Origin of the sequence: Pseudomonas sp. WJP1 (assembly GCF_028471945.1) — a bacterium.
Lineage (GTDB): Bacteria > Pseudomonadota > Gammaproteobacteria > Pseudomonadales > Pseudomonadaceae > Aquipseudomonas.
In genome coordinates, this window is the sequence record NZ_CP110128.1 from 3,234,984 (window position 1) to 3,252,657 (window position 17,674).

Annotated in this window: 14 protein-coding genes; 6 read left to right on the forward strand and 8 right to left on the reverse strand. The window is 61.5% G+C overall.

Annotation, left to right across the window (positions count from 1 at the left end):
- Window positions 1–134 precede the first annotated feature (134 nt).
- From OH720_RS14670 to OH720_RS14705, 8 genes are all read right to left on the reverse strand, one after another.
- The gene (locus OH720_RS14670) at window positions 135–1,523 is read right to left on the reverse strand and encodes an amidohydrolase family protein (RefSeq protein ID WP_272606209.1); all 1,389 of its coding nucleotides are present in this window, start codon (window positions 1,521–1,523) and stop codon (window positions 135–137) included.
- Window positions 1,524–1,535: 12 nt separating this feature from the next.
- Window positions 1,536–2,897, reverse strand: a complete 1,362-nt coding sequence (locus OH720_RS14675) for a nucleobase:cation symporter-2 family protein (RefSeq protein ID WP_272606210.1) — start codon at window positions 2,895–2,897, stop codon at window positions 1,536–1,538.
- An 88-nt stretch (window positions 2,898–2,985) separates the two neighbouring features.
- The gene (locus OH720_RS14680; RefSeq protein WP_272606211.1) at window positions 2,986–4,032 is read right to left on the reverse strand and encodes a CobW family GTP-binding protein; all 1,047 of its coding nucleotides are present in this window, start codon (window positions 4,030–4,032) and stop codon (window positions 2,986–2,988) included.
- Between the two features lie 93 nt (window positions 4,033–4,125).
- A complete protein-coding gene (locus tag OH720_RS14685) occupies window positions 4,126–4,755 on the reverse strand; it encodes a UbiX family flavin prenyltransferase (RefSeq protein ID WP_272606212.1) in 630 nt (209 codons plus the stop codon).
- Entirely contained in the window at window positions 4,752–6,137 is a 1,386-nt protein-coding gene (locus tag OH720_RS14690; RefSeq protein WP_272606213.1) for a UbiD family decarboxylase, read from the reverse strand. The genes OH720_RS14685 and OH720_RS14690 overlap by 4 nt, the downstream gene beginning before the upstream one ends.
- 141 nt (window positions 6,138–6,278) lie before the next feature.
- The gene (locus tag OH720_RS14695) at window positions 6,279–7,184 is read right to left on the reverse strand and encodes an amidohydrolase family protein (RefSeq protein WP_272606214.1); all 906 of its coding nucleotides are present in this window, start codon (window positions 7,182–7,184) and stop codon (window positions 6,279–6,281) included.
- 4 nt (window positions 7,185–7,188) lie between these two features.
- Entirely contained in the window at window positions 7,189–8,118 is a 930-nt protein-coding gene (locus OH720_RS14700) for an amidohydrolase family protein (protein WP_180201946.1), read from the reverse strand.
- Between the two features lie 333 nt (window positions 8,119–8,451).
- Entirely contained in the window at window positions 8,452–9,342 is an 891-nt protein-coding gene (locus tag OH720_RS14705) for a LysR substrate-binding domain-containing protein (RefSeq protein WP_272606215.1), read from the reverse strand.
- 118 nt (window positions 9,343–9,460) lie between these two features.
- Here OH720_RS14705 and OH720_RS14710 point away from each other — a divergent pair, with 118 nt between their 5' ends.
- From OH720_RS14710 to OH720_RS14735, 6 genes are all read left to right on the forward strand, one after another.
- The gene (locus OH720_RS14710) at window positions 9,461–9,925 is read left to right on the forward strand and encodes a (2Fe-2S)-binding protein (RefSeq protein WP_272606216.1); all 465 of its coding nucleotides are present in this window, start codon (window positions 9,461–9,463) and stop codon (window positions 9,923–9,925) included.
- Window positions 9,925–12,129 carry a xanthine dehydrogenase family protein molybdopterin-binding subunit gene (locus OH720_RS14715; RefSeq protein WP_272606217.1) on the forward strand — a complete coding sequence of 735 codons (2,205 nt, stop codon included), beginning with the start codon at window positions 9,925–9,927 and terminating at the stop codon, window positions 12,127–12,129. Before OH720_RS14710 ends, OH720_RS14715 begins: the two co-directional genes overlap by 1 nt.
- A gap of 5 nt (window positions 12,130–12,134) precedes the next feature.
- The gene (locus OH720_RS14720) at window positions 12,135–13,028 is read left to right on the forward strand and encodes a LysR substrate-binding domain-containing protein (protein WP_272606218.1); all 894 of its coding nucleotides are present in this window, start codon (window positions 12,135–12,137) and stop codon (window positions 13,026–13,028) included.
- A gap of 76 nt (window positions 13,029–13,104) precedes the next feature.
- Window positions 13,105–14,592 (forward strand): helix-turn-helix transcriptional regulator, encoded by a 1,488-nt coding sequence (locus tag OH720_RS14725; RefSeq protein WP_272606219.1) that lies wholly within the window; start codon window positions 13,105–13,107, stop codon window positions 14,590–14,592.
- Between the two features lie 181 nt (window positions 14,593–14,773).
- Window positions 14,774–15,025, forward strand: coding sequence for a DUF1652 domain-containing protein (locus tag OH720_RS14730; RefSeq protein WP_008059297.1), 252 nt, complete (start codon window positions 14,774–14,776; stop codon window positions 15,023–15,025).
- 596 nt (window positions 15,026–15,621) lie between these two features.
- Entirely contained in the window at window positions 15,622–17,646 is a 2,025-nt protein-coding gene (locus OH720_RS14735) for a hypothetical protein (protein WP_272606220.1), read from the forward strand.
- Window positions 17,647–17,674 lie beyond the last annotated feature (28 nt).

Here is a 17,674-nt window from a genome sequence, read left to right on the forward strand (position 1 = left end):
ATCCTATGCATCGTGGAGATCCCTGTGGGAGCGAGCCTGCTCGCGATTGCGGTACATCAGTCAACATCGATGTAGGTGACCCACCGCTATCGCGAGCAGGCTCACTCCTACAGGGGAGCGGGGTGGCTTGAGGATCAGTTGTCGATGTTCATTAACTGCCGCACCCCATCCCACGCCTCGGCCCGCATCCGCTGCATGTCCAGCCCCGGGATCTCGCCGTTATCGACCACCACCCGGCCACCGACCAGGCTGTACTTCACCGCAATCGGCTCACCCGCCACCACCGGCGCGACGGCAATGTCGTGGAAGCCGAAGAAGCGCGGATGCTCCAGACCGTAGATCACCAGGTCCGCCGCCTGGCCGATTTCCAGGGTGCCGACCGCACCCAGCCCGAGCACCCGGGCACCGCCGGCCGTACCCCAGTGGATGACATCTTCGGCGGTGGTGGCAGAGGCGCCTTGCTGCGCCCGGTGAATCAGCCACGCGGTGTTCGCTTCGCCGACCATGCTGCCGGACTCGTTTGACGCCACGCCATCCACGCCAAGGGAAATCGGTACCCCGGCCTCGAACATCTGCGGCACCGGCGCGACGCCGCTACCGAGGCGCGCATTGCTCACCGGGCAGTGGGAAATGCCGGTGCCGGTTTGCGCGAGCATGCGGATTTCACCGGGTTGCATGTGCACCGCGTGGGCGAACCACACGTCCGGGCCGAGCCATTCGTGTTCGGCGACGAACTCTACCGGCAGGCAGTTGTATTTCTCGCGGCAGAAATTCACGTAGTTCTGCGTTTCCGACAGGTGCGTGTGCAGGCGCAAACCGAGGCCGCGTGCGCTGTGGGCGAGTTCGCGCAGCAGCGTCGGCGGCAGAGAAAACGTCGGTGTGGTCGGCGCGACCACTACCCGGCGCATGGCGTGCGGAGTGTCCTGGTGATAACGCGACTTCAGCCGTTCGATGTCACCGACCATCTGGTCGAGGGTTTCCGGTTGCAGCGCGGTTTTCGAGAACCCCGGATGGGCGCTGGCGGACTCCAGCGCGCCGCCCCGGCACAGCACGAAACGCAGGCCGAACTGATCGGCCATGTCGAACAGCAGGTCACCGGTCTCCGTGGTGCCGTTGGCATGGTAGAGGTAATGATGATCGGCGCAGGTGGTCACGCCCGACAGCAGCAGTTCGGCCATGCCCAGTTGTGCGGCGATCCGCGCCAGTTGCGGCGTGAAGCGGTTGAGGCGCGGGTAGGGCACGCTGGCCAGCCAGCCTTGCAGGTCCTGGTTCAATCCTTCGGGCACGGCCTTGAGCAAGTTCTGGAACAGGTGATGGTGGGTGTTGATCCAGCCCGGATACACCACCGCGTGGCGCGCATCGATCAGGCGCTCGCCGGGTTGCGCTTGGAGACCCGGGGCCATTTCGGCGATGCGCCCGTCGACGATGCGGATGTCCACGGCGCCGGCCCTGGCCCGCGGGCCACGCAGGCCGGTCATCACCGCCACAGGATTCTTGATCAGGATGTTTTGCAGTTGAGTCATGGTCGGCTCCAGTCAGAGGCTGTGGGTGGCGGATTTGCTGGTGGCGGCATCAGGCACGCTGACGCCGTTGAGGGTGGCGTTGAGCAGCACCGACACCAGGCAGGCGATCACCACGCTGCTGTGCAGGAACGGCTGCGACCATTCGGGCAATTGCTTGAACAGGGCCGGGGCCAGCACCGGCACCAGGGCGGCGGCGAGGGTGAAACCGACGATAAGCACGTTGTAGCGGTTGCGCTCGTAGTCGACCTTGGCCAGGGTCTGGATCCCGGCTGCCGCGACCACGCCGAACATGGCGATCCCGGCCCCGCCGAGGGCCGCGGTCGGCATCGAGGCGATGATCGCCCCGGCCTTGGGCACCAGTGCCACCGAGCACATCAGCAAGCCGCTGATGGCGACCACCCAGCGACTGCGCACACCGGTGAGGATCACCAGCCCGACGTTTTCCATGAAGGCAATGAACGGGAACGCCGCGAACATCCCGGCGATGGTGCTCGCCAAGCCATTGGCGCGCAGGCCGTTGATCACCTGCTTCTCTTCCACCGGTTTATCGACGATGTCCCCAATGGCGACGAACAGCCCCATGGATTCGACCATCTGCACGATCATCACCACCACCATGGTCGCAATGGGAATCAGGCTGAAGGTCGGCAGGCCGAAGTAGAACGGGTAGGGCACGGTGAGCCACGGCGACTCCTGCACGCTGTGAAAACTGCCCATGCCCAGCCCGTAGGCCAGCGCCGCGCCTACCAGCATGCCCACCAGCACCGCCATGTTGCGCAGCATCGGGCTGCCGTAACGGTTGACCAGCAGGATGCTGAGCAACACCACCGCCGCGACCGCCAGGTACGCTGGCGCGCCGAAATCACTGGCATGGCGCCCGCCGCCGACCCATTCATAGGCGATCGGAAACAGCTGCAGGCCGATCACAGTGACGATGCAACCGGTGACCACCGGTGGAAAAAAGCGCCGTAATCGACCCACGAACGGTGCGATCAGCATGGTGAAAATGCCCGCGCCGATTACCGCGCCGCAGACTCCGGCGAAACCGACGTCCGGGTTGGTGCCGATGGCGATCACCGGGCCCACGCTGCTGAACGCCACGCCCTGGAGGATCGGTAGGCGCACGCCGAATTTCCAGAAACCGACGGTTTGCAGCAGGGTGGCGATGCCCGAGCAGAACAGCGTGGTGCTGATCAGCACCACCGTGTCGGCCTGGGACATTTTCAGGGCGCTGGCCACAATCATCGGCACGGCGATGGCGCCGATGTACGAGACGGCCATGTGTTGCAGGCCGAGGGTGAGCATTTGCCGTACCGGCAGAACCCGGTCGACGGGGTGGATGGATGACGTTGCGGGGGTATTGGCTGACGACATGGAGAATCACCTCTAGCTGTTGTTATTCGGTAAAGAGGGGTATTCGTTCTGTGCCCGGAACCGCCATCCACCGGCTCCGATGCCTTTTTCAGCCTGCCAGGCAGGCGGCAAAGCCCTGGTTCAGGGCCGCGCGGTCCAGGTCGCGGCCGATGAACACAATCTTGCTGGAGCGCGGTTCGGCGCCCCATGGGGTGGAGGCACGGAACTCGACGAGGCTGTGCACCCCTTGCAGTACGTAGCGCTGGTCCTGATCGGCCACCGCCAGCACGCCCTTCATGCGATACAGGTTGTCGGCTTGCTCGGTACGCAGGCGGGTGATCCAGCGGTGGAAGTCGCCCAGGTTCACCGCGCCATCCACGGCGATGCCCACCGACGACACGCTCGGATCGTGGTCATGATCGAGATCGTCATGTTCGTGATGATGGTCATCGGCGTGGTGATCGTGCTCGGCACCTATTTCCATGAGTTTTTGCGTGGATTCGAAGGCGCCGATGCCGAGGATTTTCGACAGGTCGATTTCGGCATAACTGGAGGTCACCAGGTCCGCCGTGGCATTGAGCCCGCGGATGGTCTCGCTCAGGGCCGCTACTTCAGCGTCACTGACCAGATCGACCTTGTTGATGACAATGCGGTCGGCGCAGACGATCTGGTCCACCGCCTGGTTGTCCACGCCATCGAGTTGCAGGTCGTGCAGGTGCTGGGCGATGTGCCTGGCATCGACCATGGTGACAATGGCGTCGAGTTCCACTTCATCGGCGATCGGGTCGTTGATGAAAAAGCTCTGGGCCACCGGGTACGGGTCGGCCAGGCCACTGGTCTCGATCAGGATGTGATCGAGTCGCACCGGCCGCGCCACCAGTTCACGGACGATGCGCACCAGGTCTTCGCGAACCTCGGCGGTGCAGCACACGCAGCCGTTGACCATCTCGTAGATCTCTTCGGTTTCGGAACTGAGCACCAGGTCGCCGTCGATGCCGACCTCACCGAACTCGTTCTCGATCACGGCGATCTTGCGCCCGTGGTTTTGCTTGAGGATGTAGTTGAGCAGGGTGGTTTTACCGGCGCCGAGGAAGCCGGTGAGGATGGTCACCGGGATTTTGGTGTTGGGGGTTGGGGCGTTGAAGGGGGTGTTCATGTGATGCTCCTTGATAACAATTGACCAGTGCACAATGAATTTGGAGGGATGCTGCTTTTTTGTAGGAGTGAGCCTGCTCGCGATGGCGGCGTGTCAGCCAACAGGGATATTGGATGTAATTGCCCTATCGCGAGCAGGCTCGCTCCCACAGGGTTTTGTGTGTTCACCCCAGCGCATTGCGGTGCCAGCATCGAGGCCGAACAGGTCGAGGACGCGGCCGAGGCTGTGATCGACCATTTGCGCAAGGTCCCGCGGGCGGGCGTAGAAGGCCGGAAGGGGCGGGGCGATGATGCCGCCCATCTCGGTGACAGCCGTCATGTTGCGCAGGTGGGCGAGGGTCAGCGGGGTTTCCCGGGCCATCAGCACCAAGGTGCGACGTTCCTTGAGAGCGACGTCGGCGGCTCGGCCGATCAGGCCCGAGGAGGTGCCGGTGGCGATTTCCGCCAGGGTGCGCATGGAGCAGGGCGCGACCACCATGCCCAGGCAGCGGAACGAACCGCTGGCGATCCCGGCGGCCACGTCGTCAGCGCGGTGATAATGGCTGGCCAGCGCCGTGACGTCGGCCAGTTTGTAATCGGTTTCGTGGGCCATGGTCAGCAGCGCGGCGCGGCTGATGACCAGGTGGCTTTCAATGTCGAGCTCGGCGAGCAATTGCAGCAGGCGCACGCCGTAGATAAAACCTGACGCACCGCTGATGCCGACCACCATGCGCTGGCGGTTCATGATTGCAGGCCTGCGAGTAGTTGCCGGGCGCGGTCGAGCACGTCCTGGTCCAGCTGCGCCTTGATCCCGTCGAATCCCGAACCGCGGGTAGCGTCCAGGCCCATGCGTGAGGTGGTGCCGTCGACGGACGATGACGGGTCCAGCGGGCTGCCAGGCAAGCCATCGATGACGAAGATGTCCTGGTGCGGCTGGAAGTGCGTAGCCAGCGCCCACAGCACCTGACTGTCGTCGCTGATGTCGATGTCGCTGTCCACCGCGATCACGGTCTTCAGGTACGGGTCCCAGCCGAGCAGGGCGAGCATGATCTGCCGCGCTTCGCCGTCGCGGCTTTGCTCCAGGGCGACGTAGCAATGAAAATGGGTGCCTGAATTGGGGTAGTGCACGGCAGTGACGGCGGGGAAGCGCGCCTTGAGTTTCTCGCTCATCTCGGCTTCCCGGGGCAGGCGCGCCAGGGTCAGGTGTTCGGCGTAGCGGCCACCGACCACATCCACCAGCCAGGCATCCTTGCGCCGCATCAGGGTATCGACCCGCAGCACATTGTTGGTCGAGCGATCCGAGGAGTAGCCGCTGAACTCACCGAACGGACCTTCTTCGGCATAGGCCGCCGGATCGATCGCGCCTTCGAGGACAAACTCTGCATAGGCCGGGACGCCGATGCCGTAGCGCGGGGTTTTCACCAGTTCCAGCGGTGCGCCGAACAAACCGCCCGCCACTGCGCGCTCATCGCTGCCGAATGGCAGCCGTGCCGCCGCCGCGAGCATGAACAACGGGTGCGCGCCGACCACCATGGCCACGCGCAATTCCTCGCCGCGCTCACGGGCGGTCTGCAGCATGCGCCACAGGTGGCCGCGTGAGTGCAGGCTGGTGGCGAGCGTCTGCCGGGCGTGGCGCATCGAGCGGTGGTAGCTCATGTTGGCGATGCCGCTGACCGGGTCCTCGGCAATGATGATCGCGTTGGTGATGTAGGGGCCGCGATCACTGGCGAAATGCTTGAGCATCGGCAGCAGCGCCAGGTCCACGGCTTCGCCTTCGAAGATCTCGTCCAGCACGGGGCCGGTTTCAACGTAGCGCGGGGCGATGGGGTTGTTGGCGCGTTGCTGGAAGGTCTCGTGTAGTTGCGCTGGGGCAACACCGAACATTCGGGCGATGCGCGTTCGGGAGGCGAACAGGTTGGTGGCCACCGGGGCGCCGAAGTGGCCGACTTTTTCGCAGATCAACAAGGGATCGCGGCCCTGGGAGGCGAGTGCATCGACGAGGGCGGTGACATCCTGATCGGCTGAAAGGGAATGCGCGACGCTGAGCACGTCGTCCGGGTATTGCCGGCGATAGGCGTCTAGAAAATCGTGAAAATCCTGGGTATCGCCGAGCGTCGAGAGGGTCATGGTTTCACCTCGTGAAAAACAATGCTGTGCGTACCTGTAGGAGCAAGCCTGCTCGCGAAGAGGCCAGCCCATTCAAAATCAATGTGACTGATCGACCGCTATCGCGAGCAGGCTCACTCCTACAGGGGATATTGCATGTCGTTACAGGTAGGTGGTGGTCAGGCGAATGTCCGCCTCGGCCAGGTCCCTGGGTGGCGGCGTCGGTTCGATACCGCACAACCTTGCGATGTTGTTGCCCAGGTAATCCTCAAGGTGGTCCTCGTCGATGCCCAGGCCTTGTGGTGCGGGCGAGCACAGCACCTCAAGCTCGCGCAGCCACATGCCCGGTTCGTTCGGCGGCGAGTCGGTACCGAACACGATCTTGTTGCGCGGCAGGTCCTTGGCGAACTCGACGATCCGCGACTGGAAGCACCAGCCGGATTCGCAGTACACGTTCGGCGTGTCCATGGCCATCCAGAACGCTTCGAACGAGTAGTTGCCGCCGGTCTGGATGCCGAAGTGACCGATGATGAAATTGACCATCGGGAACTCGCGGATGATCGGGTAGAACATGGTCGGAATGGTGTACGGGCCGTCGCCGGTGTGGATCAGCACCACGATGTTGTACTTGGCACACACCTTCATTGCCGGACGCAGCCAGTCCAGCGCCCGGTCCGGGCGATAACCGTGCATGTTGGCGTGCAGCTTGAGCATCTTGAAACCGTATTCCTTGATGTGGAATTCCAGCTCCGCCGCACCGTTTTCCGGTCCCCAGCGCGGGTTGAAGTTGAAGTTGCCGATGAAACGGTCGGGGTACTTCACGCACAGCTCGGCGACGTAGGACATGTAGTCACGCACGCCTTCACGGCCACGGCGGTTGCCGTCGCGGTAGCCGGTGTTGCCTGGCGGTGGCTGGATGAAACCCATGTCGATACGGCGCGGCTTGCCGTTGATCATGTACGGGCCGTCCATCAGCTTGAGCATGCGCTCGCCGGTGAAGGGTTCGCCGGTGTGTCGCCAGGCCTCGTCGACCAGGTTGGTGGGGTGCAGATGGGTATCGATGATCATCGGTTCAGCTCCTGGCCAGTTGCGTGGTGACGGGACGCTTGAGTTGCGCCTCTGCTTCGGAAACGGAGCGCGGCGGCGGTGTCGGTTCGAGGCCGATCATCCGGGCGGTGTTGTTGCCCAGGTACTCTTCGAGGGTGTCTTCGTCGAGGTTCAGGCCTTGCGGCGGTTCGTGGCACAACACTTCCAGCAGGCGCAGCCACATGCCCGGTTCGTTCGGCGGTGTATCGGTGCCGAAGAGAATCTTGTGGGTGGGCAAGACCTTGGCGAACTCGACGATCCGCGATTGCAGGCACCAGCCCGATTCGCAGTAGACGTTGGGCAACTCCATCGCCCATTGCATCGGCTCGAACACGTAGACACCGCCGGTCTGCACGCCAAAGTGGGCCATGATGAAATCGACGTTGGGGAACTCCTTGATCATCGGCACCCATTCCGAGGGAATGCTGTACGGCCCGTCGCCGGTGTGCAGCTTGACCGGGATGCCCAGCTCGGCGCATTTCTCGAAGGCCGGGCGCACCCAGTCCAGGGCGCGGTCAGGACGGTAGGCGTGCATGTTGGCCTGCATCTGGACCATCTTGAAGCCGTGTTCCGTGACGTAGCGCTCGATCGCCTCGACGCCGTTTTCCACGCCGCAGCGCGGGTTGTAGACGAAGCAACCGATGAAGCGATCGGGGTAGGTCTGGACCATTTTCAGCGTGTAGGCCATGTAGGCGTCGATGGATTCGCGCCCGCTGAGTTCTCCGTCGGTCCAGGTGTAGATGGTGTTGCCCTGAGGGGGCTGGATGAAGGCTTTGTCGATGCGGCGAGGTTTGCCGTTGACCATGTATGGGCCATCCATCATCTGCAGCAAACGCTCGCCGGTGAACGGGTCACCGTCATGCCTCCAGGCGAGGTCCACCAGATCGGTGGGATAGCAACTGATATCGATGATCATTGAAGTCGATCTCCTGATAGCGGGTAAGGGAACCTTGCGGTTCGCTAGCAGCCACGTCCGGGCAATCGGCCATTTCTATGCGCAAAGGCTCGCGCATTCCCTCGCCTGGTCGCATCCGGCTCGGGACGCTGGCTGCTTGGGGAGGAGTATTGGAAGGGGGTGTGGGGTTCGTACAATATTAATTGGGCGAGGGGTTGATATGCGTTCGATATGGTTTTGTGTTGACTGGGCGGGCCTCATCGCTGGCAAGCCAGCTCCCACAGGTTTTGCAGTATGTCTTAGATCCAATTAACACCATCGATTCCTGTGGGAGCTGGCTTGCCAGCGATGGCCTCAGGCCTGAGTAAGCAAGGCCAACTGCTTGACCGCATCAACCACCGGCGCCACTCGCTCGGCCTGACCCGGCGGCCACACCGCATACAGGTTGTAATGCGCCGCGATCTGCGCCTCGTTCAACATCACCAGACGCCCGCTGCGCAACGCATCCGCCGCCAGCAAACCCCGAACCAATCCGGCACCAACCCCGGCCTCGGCAGCGGCGATCAGGTTCGCCGCATTATCGAAAATCACCCGCGCCGAAGGCTCGACGGGAGGCATGCCGGCCGCATCCAGCCAGGGAATCCACGACCGTCGCGTATACCCCAACAACGGCAACTCAAGGATCTGCGTCGGACTTAGCGGTAACTGCAAACCATGCCGCTCAAGCAATTCGGGCGAGGCCACCGCCATCACCCGATCCCCACAAATTTGCGTCATCTCGCAGTCTTCCCAATCGCCATAACCGTAGCGCAAGGACAGGTCGACACGTTCGAACGTGCTGCGGTCCGAGCGCGGCATCGACAGCAACACCACCTCATGGTCGGGCAAAAGGTCCAGCAGTTGCGGCAGGCGCGGATTGAGCCAGCTCTGGGCCAGTTCGCTGTCCACATCGAGCGTGAGGCGTTGCGCCACGCTGCGGTTTTTCACCGAAGACAGCGCCCGGTCGATCTGCGCCAGGCCGTCGGACAGCACACTGGCGAACAACTGCCCGGCATCGGTGAGGTTGCTGCCGCCGCCTTCACGCACGAACAGCGGCTGGCCGATGAAGTCTTCCAGGGAGCGGATCTGCTGGCTGATGGCGCTGTGGGTCAGGTCCAGTTTGCGCGCGGCGCTGGAGAAGCTGCCGCTGCGGGCGGCCTGGAGGAAGGCACTCATGGACTGCACCGACGGGTATCGCTTGTACATGCTGTTAGTCCTACTTACACAGGATGGCAGAAATCGTCGCTGGCCCGATTTTCCCAAGGCTCCCAATAATCGAGCACCAGGCCTGCACAAAGACGGGCCGCTCTCTTGGAGCCTGACAATGATCGAATTCACGGTAAACGGCGAACGACGCGAGCTGGTAGAGACATCGCCCTCCATGCCCTTGTTATGGGTGTTGCGTGACCATTTGAAACTCACCGGCACCCGCTTCGGTTGCGGCATGGGCCTGTGCGGCGCCTGTACCGTGCACCTGGACGGGGTCGCTGTTCGATCCTGCCAGTTGCCGGTGGCCGCCGTGGCGGGGCACAGCATCACCACCATCGAAGGCCTGTCGCCGACCGGGCAGCATCCGTTGCAACTGGCCTGGGTTGCCGAAGATGTGCCGCAATGCGGTTACTGTCAATCCGGTCAGATCATGTCCGCCGCCGCGTTGCTCAACACCGGTGCAGAAGTGACCGACGATTCGATCCGCAATGCCATGTCCGGCAACCTGTGCCGCTGCGGAACCTACGGGCGGATCAACAAGGCGATCAAGCGCGCGGCCAACGCGCCGAAGGAGGCGTGATGACGATCTCCCAAGTGGAACTCTCGCGGCGTGCATTTCTCAAGCAAAGCGCAACCGCTGCCAGCGGCCTGGCCATCGCGTTTTACCTGCCCAGCGGCCTGTCTGCGACAGACCCCAAGGCCCCGGCGCCGGCCTCTGCTTTCGAACCCAACGCCTGGGTGCGCATCCTGCCCGACGGCACGGTGAAACTGGTGGTGCACAAGCACGATTCCGGCACCGGCACGCACACCGCGCTGGCCGCGTGCGTGGCCGAGGAACTGGACGTCAACCCGATGACCGTGCAGGTGATCTCGCCGGAAAATCCGTTCTTCGAAACCTACATTCACCCGGTCTGGAAAGTCTTCTCCACCGGCGGCAGCACCAGCGTGTCGCTGGAGTACGAGCGCCTGCGCATGGCCGGGGCGACGGCCCGCGCGCTCTTGCTCACGGCAGCCGCCCGGCAGTGGAAAGTCAGCCCCGACAGTTGCACCACCGAGGAGGGCCGCGTCGTGCATGCAGCGAGCCAGCGCAGCCTTGGCTACGGTGAGCTGGCCGGTGTCGCCGCGCATCTGCCGGCACCGGACAACGTCACGCTCAAGGACCCGGCGCAGTTCAAGTACATCGGCAAATTGCGGCACAAGCGCGATGCCCAGGCCAAGGTCTGCGGACGCTTCACCTACAGTATCGACGTGGTGCTGCCGGGCATGCTGGTGGCGGTAATTCAACGCGCGCCCGTGGTGGGGGCCAGCGTTGTGTCGGTAAACAGCGCGGCGGCGCTGCAGGTGCCGGGTGTGCGCAAGGTGATCAAGGTGCCGGGCCGTCCCGACGTGCTCGGCGGTAATGTCGAAGGCGTGGCGGTGCTGGCGGACCATTACTGGGCCGCGCATCAGGGCCGCGAGTTGCTTGAAGTGAAATGGAGCGACTCGCCACTGGCCGATTTCGACAGCGATGAACTGCACAAGGCCCAGGCTGCGGCGCTGGCTGACAAAGGTGCGCAACGGGTGTCCGCGATGGCTGCCGGGGATGTGAACGGCCAATGGCCGAACGCCGCGAAACTGCTCGAAGCCGAGTACAGCATGCCCTACAAGGTGCAGAATCCGCTGGAACCGATCTGCGTCACCGCACAGGTCAAGGACAACGCCATCACTTATTGGGGTGGCGTGCAGGTGCCTTCGTCGGCCCTGGAGGCCGCGCAAACGGTGTGCGGGATCGCCAAGGACAAGGTCACCATCAATGAGTTGGTGTCCGGCGGCAGCTTCGGCGCGCGGGAGGCCAAGTACTGGCTGTTCGAAGTGGCGTACCTGGCGCAGCAGACCAGGGTGCCGGTGAAACTGATGAACAGTCGTGAAGACGAAATGCGTTCGTTGTTCATGCACCCGGCCACGCTCCATCGGGCCAAGGGTGCGCTGGATGCCCAGGGACGCTTGACGGCGTTGCAGCTGGAGGCCGTGTCACCGGCCTCGCCGGAACAATGGGAACCGGGCTACTTCGAGCGCCCCGATAAAATGGACTACAGCACCACGGAAGCCATCACAGCGTGGGATTTCGCCTATCGCCCGGCCCACTTAGACCTTTCCTGGGTCAGGCACGAAACCGGTGTGCCCAGCGGCTGGTATCGCTCAGTGAGCTTCATCCCCAACGTGTTCGCCGTGGAAAGCTTCATGGATGAGCTGGCCCACGGCGCCGGGCAAGATCCGTTGGCCATGCGCCTGGCCAACATGCAGGAGCGACCACGGCATGTCGCGGTGCTCAAAAGCGCTGCCGAGCGAGCCGGTTGGGGCCAGCCCCTGCCTGAAGGCACGGCATTGGGCATCGCTACCCACCAGGGCTACAGCAGTTTCATCGCGATCGTTGCACGGGTGTCGAAACAGGAGGGGGCGATCAAGGTCGAGAAACTCACCTGTGTCGTCGATTGCGGTCTGGCGGTTTCCCCCGGCGGCGTCGAAGAACAGATCTACGGCGGCCTGATGTGGGGCCTGGGGCACGCCTTGTTCGATCGCTTGGACATCAAGCAGGGCAGGGTGGTGCAGAGCAACTTCCATGATTACCGGGTAGCGCGCATGTCGGACATGCCGGCGCTGGACATCCTGCTGGTCGAAGGTGATCCGGCCAAGCCCGGGGGTGTCGGTGAACTCGGCAGCCCGGCGGTGGCCCCGGCCATCGCCAATGCCCTGTTCAGCCTGACCGGCGTGCGCCAGCGCTCCACGCCGCTGAACCTGGGTTAGGCGCCATGGACTTGCGTCTGTTGCGCTACTTCATGGCGCTGGCCGAAGAACTGCATTTCGGCCGGGCCGCCACCCGCTTGCACATCTGCCAGCCACCGCTGAGCCAGCAGATTCGTCTGCTGGAGGAGGAACTGGGCACGCCGCTGTTCGAGCGCAGTCATCACCGGGTCGAGCTGACCGCCGCCGGGCAAATGCTCAAGGAGCAGGCGCCGCTGGTGTTCGAACAGCTCAACCGGGCCCTCGACCTGACGCGGCAAACCGGCCGCGGCCAGTTGGGCGAGCTGGAAATCGGCATGATCAGTTCGGTGATGGTCGGTGTGCTGCCACGGGCCTTGCACCTGTTTCGCGAGCGTTATCCGCAGGTGGCCTGGCGCCTGCATGAGATGACACCCGCGGCGCAGGTCAAGGCGCTCAAGGAAAAACGCATCGATGCCTGCGTGTTCCGGGTCGGCTATGACGATCCGCAGTTGCGCAATGAACTGCTGATCTACGAGCCGATCCGGGTAGTGATGCCGGCCGATCACCCGTTGGCCGCAAAACAGCTTCTGGCGCCTGCGGACCTGGCGCCCGAGCCGTTCGTGGCGCTGGAGCTCAAGCAATCGCGCTTTGCCGATTTTCTCTATCAGTGCTGCATCCAGGCCGGATTCACGCCGCAGATCCGCCAGCAGGTGATCGAGGTGCAAACCTTGCTCAGCCTGGTCCGGGCCGGTTTCGGCGTGGCCTTGTTGCCGGCCTCCATCGAACAGCTGGCCCCGGCAGGCCTGGTGTTCCGGCGTTTGAGCCCGGCGTTGCCGGAGGTGCCGTTGTACGCCACCTACCGTGCGGACGATGATTCGCCGGTACTGAAGCTGTTTCTCGATACGTTGCGCGAACTGGTCCTGCAAGATCGGCCGGCTTAACGCACAAAGTGCTTTGCACTATCCGAAAAACGGGCGGTCGGAAACTTCACAGGGTCACCCAACTTGTGGAGTCGCAATGAGCCAGGACGTCTTGACCAGGGAAACCAATCGCCGCCAGTTGCAGCAAATCATCGCCGGTCTGTCCGACGGCGTGATCCTGCTGGATCCCGACCAGAGCATCCTCTGGGCCAATGACGCAGCGCTGGCCATGCACGGCGTCGACCAGATCGGCGAGCTGGGCAGCAACGCCAAGGCCTACGCCAAACAGTTCGCCCTGCGCTATCGCAATAACCACGTGGTACCGGCCGACAGCTACCCGATTAGCCGGTTGGCGCGTGGCGAGACCTTCAGTGATGTGCTGGTAGAGGTGACGAGGGGGGAGCGTACCTGGGTGCATCGCGTGCGCAGCCTGGTGCTGGCCGACAGCCGTGGCGAACCGGAATCGCTGGTGCTGATCATGGACGATGTCACCGACTGGGCCAGCGCCGAGCAACGCTTCGAGAAAACCTTCGCCGCCAACCCGGCACCGGCCGTGATCTGCCGCCTCAGTGATTTGCGCTACATCAAGGTCAACCCCGGGTTTCTTGAAATGACCGGCTATGCCCGCGACCAGGTGATCGGCACGTCGACCTATGAGCTGGACGTGCTGGAACAGGCTGAAAACAAGGAACTGGCCAAGCAGCACCTGCGCGAAGGCGCGACCATAACGCAGATGCAGGCCCAGTTGCGCCTGGCCGACGGTGGCAGCAAGCAAGTGATAGTCGCCGGCCAGCCCCTTGAGCTCAATGACGAGGCCTGCATGCTGTTTTCTTTCGTCGACATGGAGCCCCGGCACAAGGCCGAAGTTGCCCTGCGCCAGAGTGAGGAGCGGTTTGCCAAGGCCTTTCGCCTGACGCCGGTGCCGACCCTGGTGTGCAGCGCAGGCGATCAGGTGGTAATGGATGTGAATGATGCGTTTCTCGTTACCCTCGCGTACTCGCCCGAAGAAGTGGTCGGAAAAACCATCGCCGAGATCGATTTCTTCCATGACAAAGGGGCACGGACGCGGCTCTTCTCTGCACTGGAGAAAACCGGCAGCCTGGACCGCGTTGACGTACGTGTGCGCAGCAAAGATAACGAACTGTTCGATTGCGCCGTCTGCGCCGATACCGTGAATATCCAGGACAGCCCCTGCTACCTGCTGGTGATGATGGACATCACCGAGCGCAAACGCACCGAGCTTGAGTTGGTGTCTGCCATTGAAGAGGTGATGAAGGATGCCTCCTGGTTCAGTCGCACGCTGATCGAAAAACTGGCTAACGTGAAGAACGTCAATGCGCCGCAGTTGCCCAGTGTGTCCTATACCGACCTGACCCCCCGGGAGCGCGACGTGCTGGAGTTGATCTGTGAAGGCCTGGCGGACAAGGAAATCGCCACGCGCCTGAAGCTGTCGACCAACACCGTGCGCAACCACGTCGCCACGGTCTATTCCAAACTCGATGTGCATAGCCGCAGCGAGGCGATTGTCTGGGCGCGCGAGCGTGGGTTGTTTTCCAGTGCATGGCGCCCGAAGGGGCAACGATAAGGTGCAAATGCACCAGGCCATGGGGTGCAAATTCACGTTCTGGCAAGCAGGTGGCAAACCTTAGGCTAAGAGCGGGCGAATGACGTTTTGTGATCACTCGTCCACCTCTGGTCGCTAAAGGAACAGCCATGCACGATGAACGCTCTACCCACCATGTGACTTGCCGTAGTGGGTTATCGCGATGATCCACGTATCCCAGCTGCGCACGCAACTTGAGCGGACCTTTTCGCCCCTGGCCTGCGAGTGCAATGTCAGCGGCGATCATTCGTTGACCATCAAGCTCTACCATCCCGTATCAGGACAAGTCGATCTGGTGGTCAGCGGCTTGAATGTGGCCATGCTGCAGTCCGCTGAAGCTGTGGCCTCGCTCATCGAAGAACTGCGCTATGAGTTGCAGTGCAACAGCCTGCAACGCCCGGACCCGGTGGTGTAGGAATTGCCAGGTTTGGTACGCCAGGACCACTGAATACGCGAGAAAAAAGTACAAAAGTGATTTTTCTGCAACTGCGCCGTGAACTTTACGGCGGTGTTGTGTTGTCACACCCATGTGTACTTCTTTTTGCGCGGGTCATCCTATGAAAAGTCTTGGGAAACGCCTTATTACACCAGTCGCACTCTGTGCCGTGATTCTCGGTGGCTGCTCCAGTCCGCCGCCACCGCCACCTGCCGCGCCACCCCCTCCACCTGAAACCACCTGCCAGACCTCCGATAACACCCAGGTGATGGGCGAAATGCGGGCGGAAGGGCAGGTGACGCGAGAAACCACCGTGACGCGGTGTGTCACGCAATAAACATATCCTGTAGGAGCGAGCCTGCTCGCGAAAAACGTTAACGATGACGCGGGTTGCCTGACAGCCCGCGGCGCCCTGACGTCCATCGCGAGCAGGCTCGCTCCTACAGGGGGCAGAAGTGCGGCAGGTTAGCGTTATTATCGCGATTTTCTCTAGCGTGACTGTCAATTGTGACAGTTATCAACCTGTTATTTTTTCTAGATAGTCCATTGGTCATTTCGATAATCGAGAAACCATCATGACCAATGAAGAAACATTCGTAACAGCTCAGCAAAACGGTTGGGAAGAAGCCAAATTCTTCTTCAACGACAAGCTGGTCGAAGGGCCCATTATGCTGTGGCGTGGGCAGGAGCATGAAATCAGGGTGGAAATGCCCGAGACCTTTACGGGGAAAATATCGCTCAAGAAAGAGGATTCCCGCGACCTGGCCCTCACCGCTTCCCCGGCGTTCGACGTCCCTGTTGATCCAGTCGACAAAGCATTCCGTTGGAAAGTGACGTCGGTAGACGATAACAAGAGTGGCAATATCGTCCTGGTTTTTTCGAGCCATGACGTGGTCGTGGAATGGCGGCATCCCTGTGTGGTGCGCTCGGACAATTTGGGCGATGACTGGGGTTTGCAGCTTAAGGGCAATGTTCCTCTACCTTCTCATCCCATCATGTTAAGGCACTCGTGGGGGGAAGTGTTTTATTCGGTTAACAAAACTGGTGCTAACGCGCAGGGGCTAAGGATGAGTTACCGCATCTTCCCTCCTCTTGAAGCGGGTGATGTGGAAATTCATTATGTTACGGGCGGTTGGAGTGTTCTCGCGTACGGAAAACCAGTAAGTGGTCGGTTCGAATTAATAGTTGAGGAAGAGGGTATCCCTAACTCGCTTATAGTGCCTTGTCTGTTGTTGGCGAGTAATTTAGAAGCGGAAGGGGAGATAAAAGTCGGAGGTAAAGACATTTCGCCTATGGGAAATATTTATTTTCGTGATCGCCCGGTGCGCATAACCTTCGCGCCCAATCCTGACAGTCTGATCAAGGAGGTTCCGCTCTGGTTGAAGGGGCGAGTCAGTCCTCCACTTGTCCCAGGCGATATTCGAAGTTCACCGGCGTTCGATGTGAAACAGACAGGAATATATGAATGGGACATAACCGGGTCAAACAGAAGCGGAACTTTTGTGCTGACTCTTTGGGGCGGCAATGGAGCGTCAAGTAGGAATGACTACGAGCTTGAACTCCCTGGAAAATTGTTGTCGGCTAACCTGGAAGATGAGGCTGATGTCCTCATTAACGGTAATCCGCCATTTGAGGGAATGAAGTTCGTTCATGGCAATACCTATTTCCTCAAGCTCAGGCTAAAAGAAGGCAGCCCATTGGAGGGGCAAGCTGTACAGCTGCATTGCGCAGGCCTGGAGGGGTACAATCCTGGAGACCTGACGTGTGAGCCGGGCTTTGACCTGCCGCAAACTTCCTACTATGGATGGAACTTGACCGCCGTACAGGGAGCAGGAAAGTTTCAACTGAGCCTGACCGGCGAGGGTATGGACAAGGCGCTAGAGCTGCCGATTTTCAGATTGGTGGAGGAGGATGTTTCGAAGTTCTTTGAGGTCCGGTTCGATGGAAAGACTTTGCCGGATGGCCAGCAAGCGCTTGCCACTCGATACGGTCGGCACACCATTACACTGATGCCTAAAAGTGGTGCGCCTGAGGGTGATGTCAGACTCAACTGGGGTACAGAGAATCCTGGGCTGGGGGTGGAAGTTACGCCGCCTATCGGGGTTGCCCAGACGGTCGATCGAATCCTGGGAGCGACCTGGTCACTGGCATGCCTTGGCGAAGAGGGCGAGTTTTCCGTGAAAGCGGAGTTGGAAGGGTCGCCTTTGCCGGCGCTGGAGCTTCCAGTGTCGTTGTCGGCTGGACAATTTATTATGCGCTTTAGGGCGCTTGGCATTTCTCAGCCTTTGCCACCGGCAAGCACAATCGGTGCGGAACTGTTCCCTGGGGGAGGATGGGGCCTTATCCCTTCAGTATTGGTGACGCAGGGAGGCGTACCGGTTTCCGGTGTCAAGGTCGAGTTCATTACGCCTGATCATCCCATTGGTTACGGCACAACTGGAGATGCCGGAACCACCGGAAGCTCCGTGCCAGTCAAGTACTATCCCAAAGAGGAGCGCCTGATTGAGTTTTTGGCAAGAACGACCGAACCAACAGGTCGCATTTCCATGATTCGGTTACTGGTAAAGCTTATTCCCGCAAGCGGAACTCCCAGTAAGTAATGTGCAGGAAATGCCAGGGAGCTCCGTT

What these genes read in the sequence shown, in the direction of transcription:
- OH720_RS14670 (WP_272606209.1), bottom strand. Translation starts at nt 1,523, where the DNA reads ATGACTCAACTGCAAAACATCCTGATCAAGAATCCTGTGGCGGTGATG.
- OH720_RS14675 (WP_272606210.1), bottom strand. Translation starts at nt 2,897, where the DNA reads ATGTCGTCAGCCAATACCCCCGCAACGTCATCCATCCACCCCGTCGAC.
- OH720_RS14680 (WP_272606211.1), bottom strand. Translation starts at nt 4,032, where the DNA reads ATGAACACCCCCTTCAACGCCCCAACCCCCAACACCAAAATCCCGGTG.
- OH720_RS14685 (WP_272606212.1), bottom strand. Translation starts at nt 4,755, where the DNA reads ATGAACCGCCAGCGCATGGTGGTCGGCATCAGCGGTGCGTCAGGTTTT.
- OH720_RS14690 (WP_272606213.1), bottom strand. Translation starts at nt 6,137, where the DNA reads ATGACCCTCTCGACGCTCGGCGATACCCAGGATTTTCACGATTTTCTA.
- OH720_RS14695 (WP_272606214.1), bottom strand. Translation starts at nt 7,184, where the DNA reads ATGATCATCGATACCCATCTGCACCCCACCAACCTGGTCGACGAGGCC.
- OH720_RS14700 (WP_180201946.1), bottom strand. Translation starts at nt 8,118, where the DNA reads ATGATCATCGATATCAGTTGCTATCCCACCGATCTGGTGGACCTCGCC.
- OH720_RS14705 (WP_272606215.1), bottom strand. Translation starts at nt 9,342, where the DNA reads ATGTACAAGCGATACCCGTCGGTGCAGTCCATGAGTGCCTTCCTCCAG.
- OH720_RS14710 (WP_272606216.1), top strand. Translation starts at nt 9,461, where the DNA reads ATGATCGAATTCACGGTAAACGGCGAACGACGCGAGCTGGTAGAGACA.
- OH720_RS14715 (WP_272606217.1), top strand. Translation starts at nt 9,925, where the DNA reads ATGACGATCTCCCAAGTGGAACTCTCGCGGCGTGCATTTCTCAAGCAA.
- OH720_RS14720 (WP_272606218.1), top strand. Translation starts at nt 12,135, where the DNA reads ATGGACTTGCGTCTGTTGCGCTACTTCATGGCGCTGGCCGAAGAACTG.
- OH720_RS14725 (WP_272606219.1), top strand. Translation starts at nt 13,105, where the DNA reads ATGAGCCAGGACGTCTTGACCAGGGAAACCAATCGCCGCCAGTTGCAG.
- OH720_RS14730 (WP_008059297.1), top strand. Translation starts at nt 14,774, where the DNA reads ATGATCCACGTATCCCAGCTGCGCACGCAACTTGAGCGGACCTTTTCG.
- OH720_RS14735 (WP_272606220.1), top strand. Translation starts at nt 15,622, where the DNA reads ATGACCAATGAAGAAACATTCGTAACAGCTCAGCAAAACGGTTGGGAA.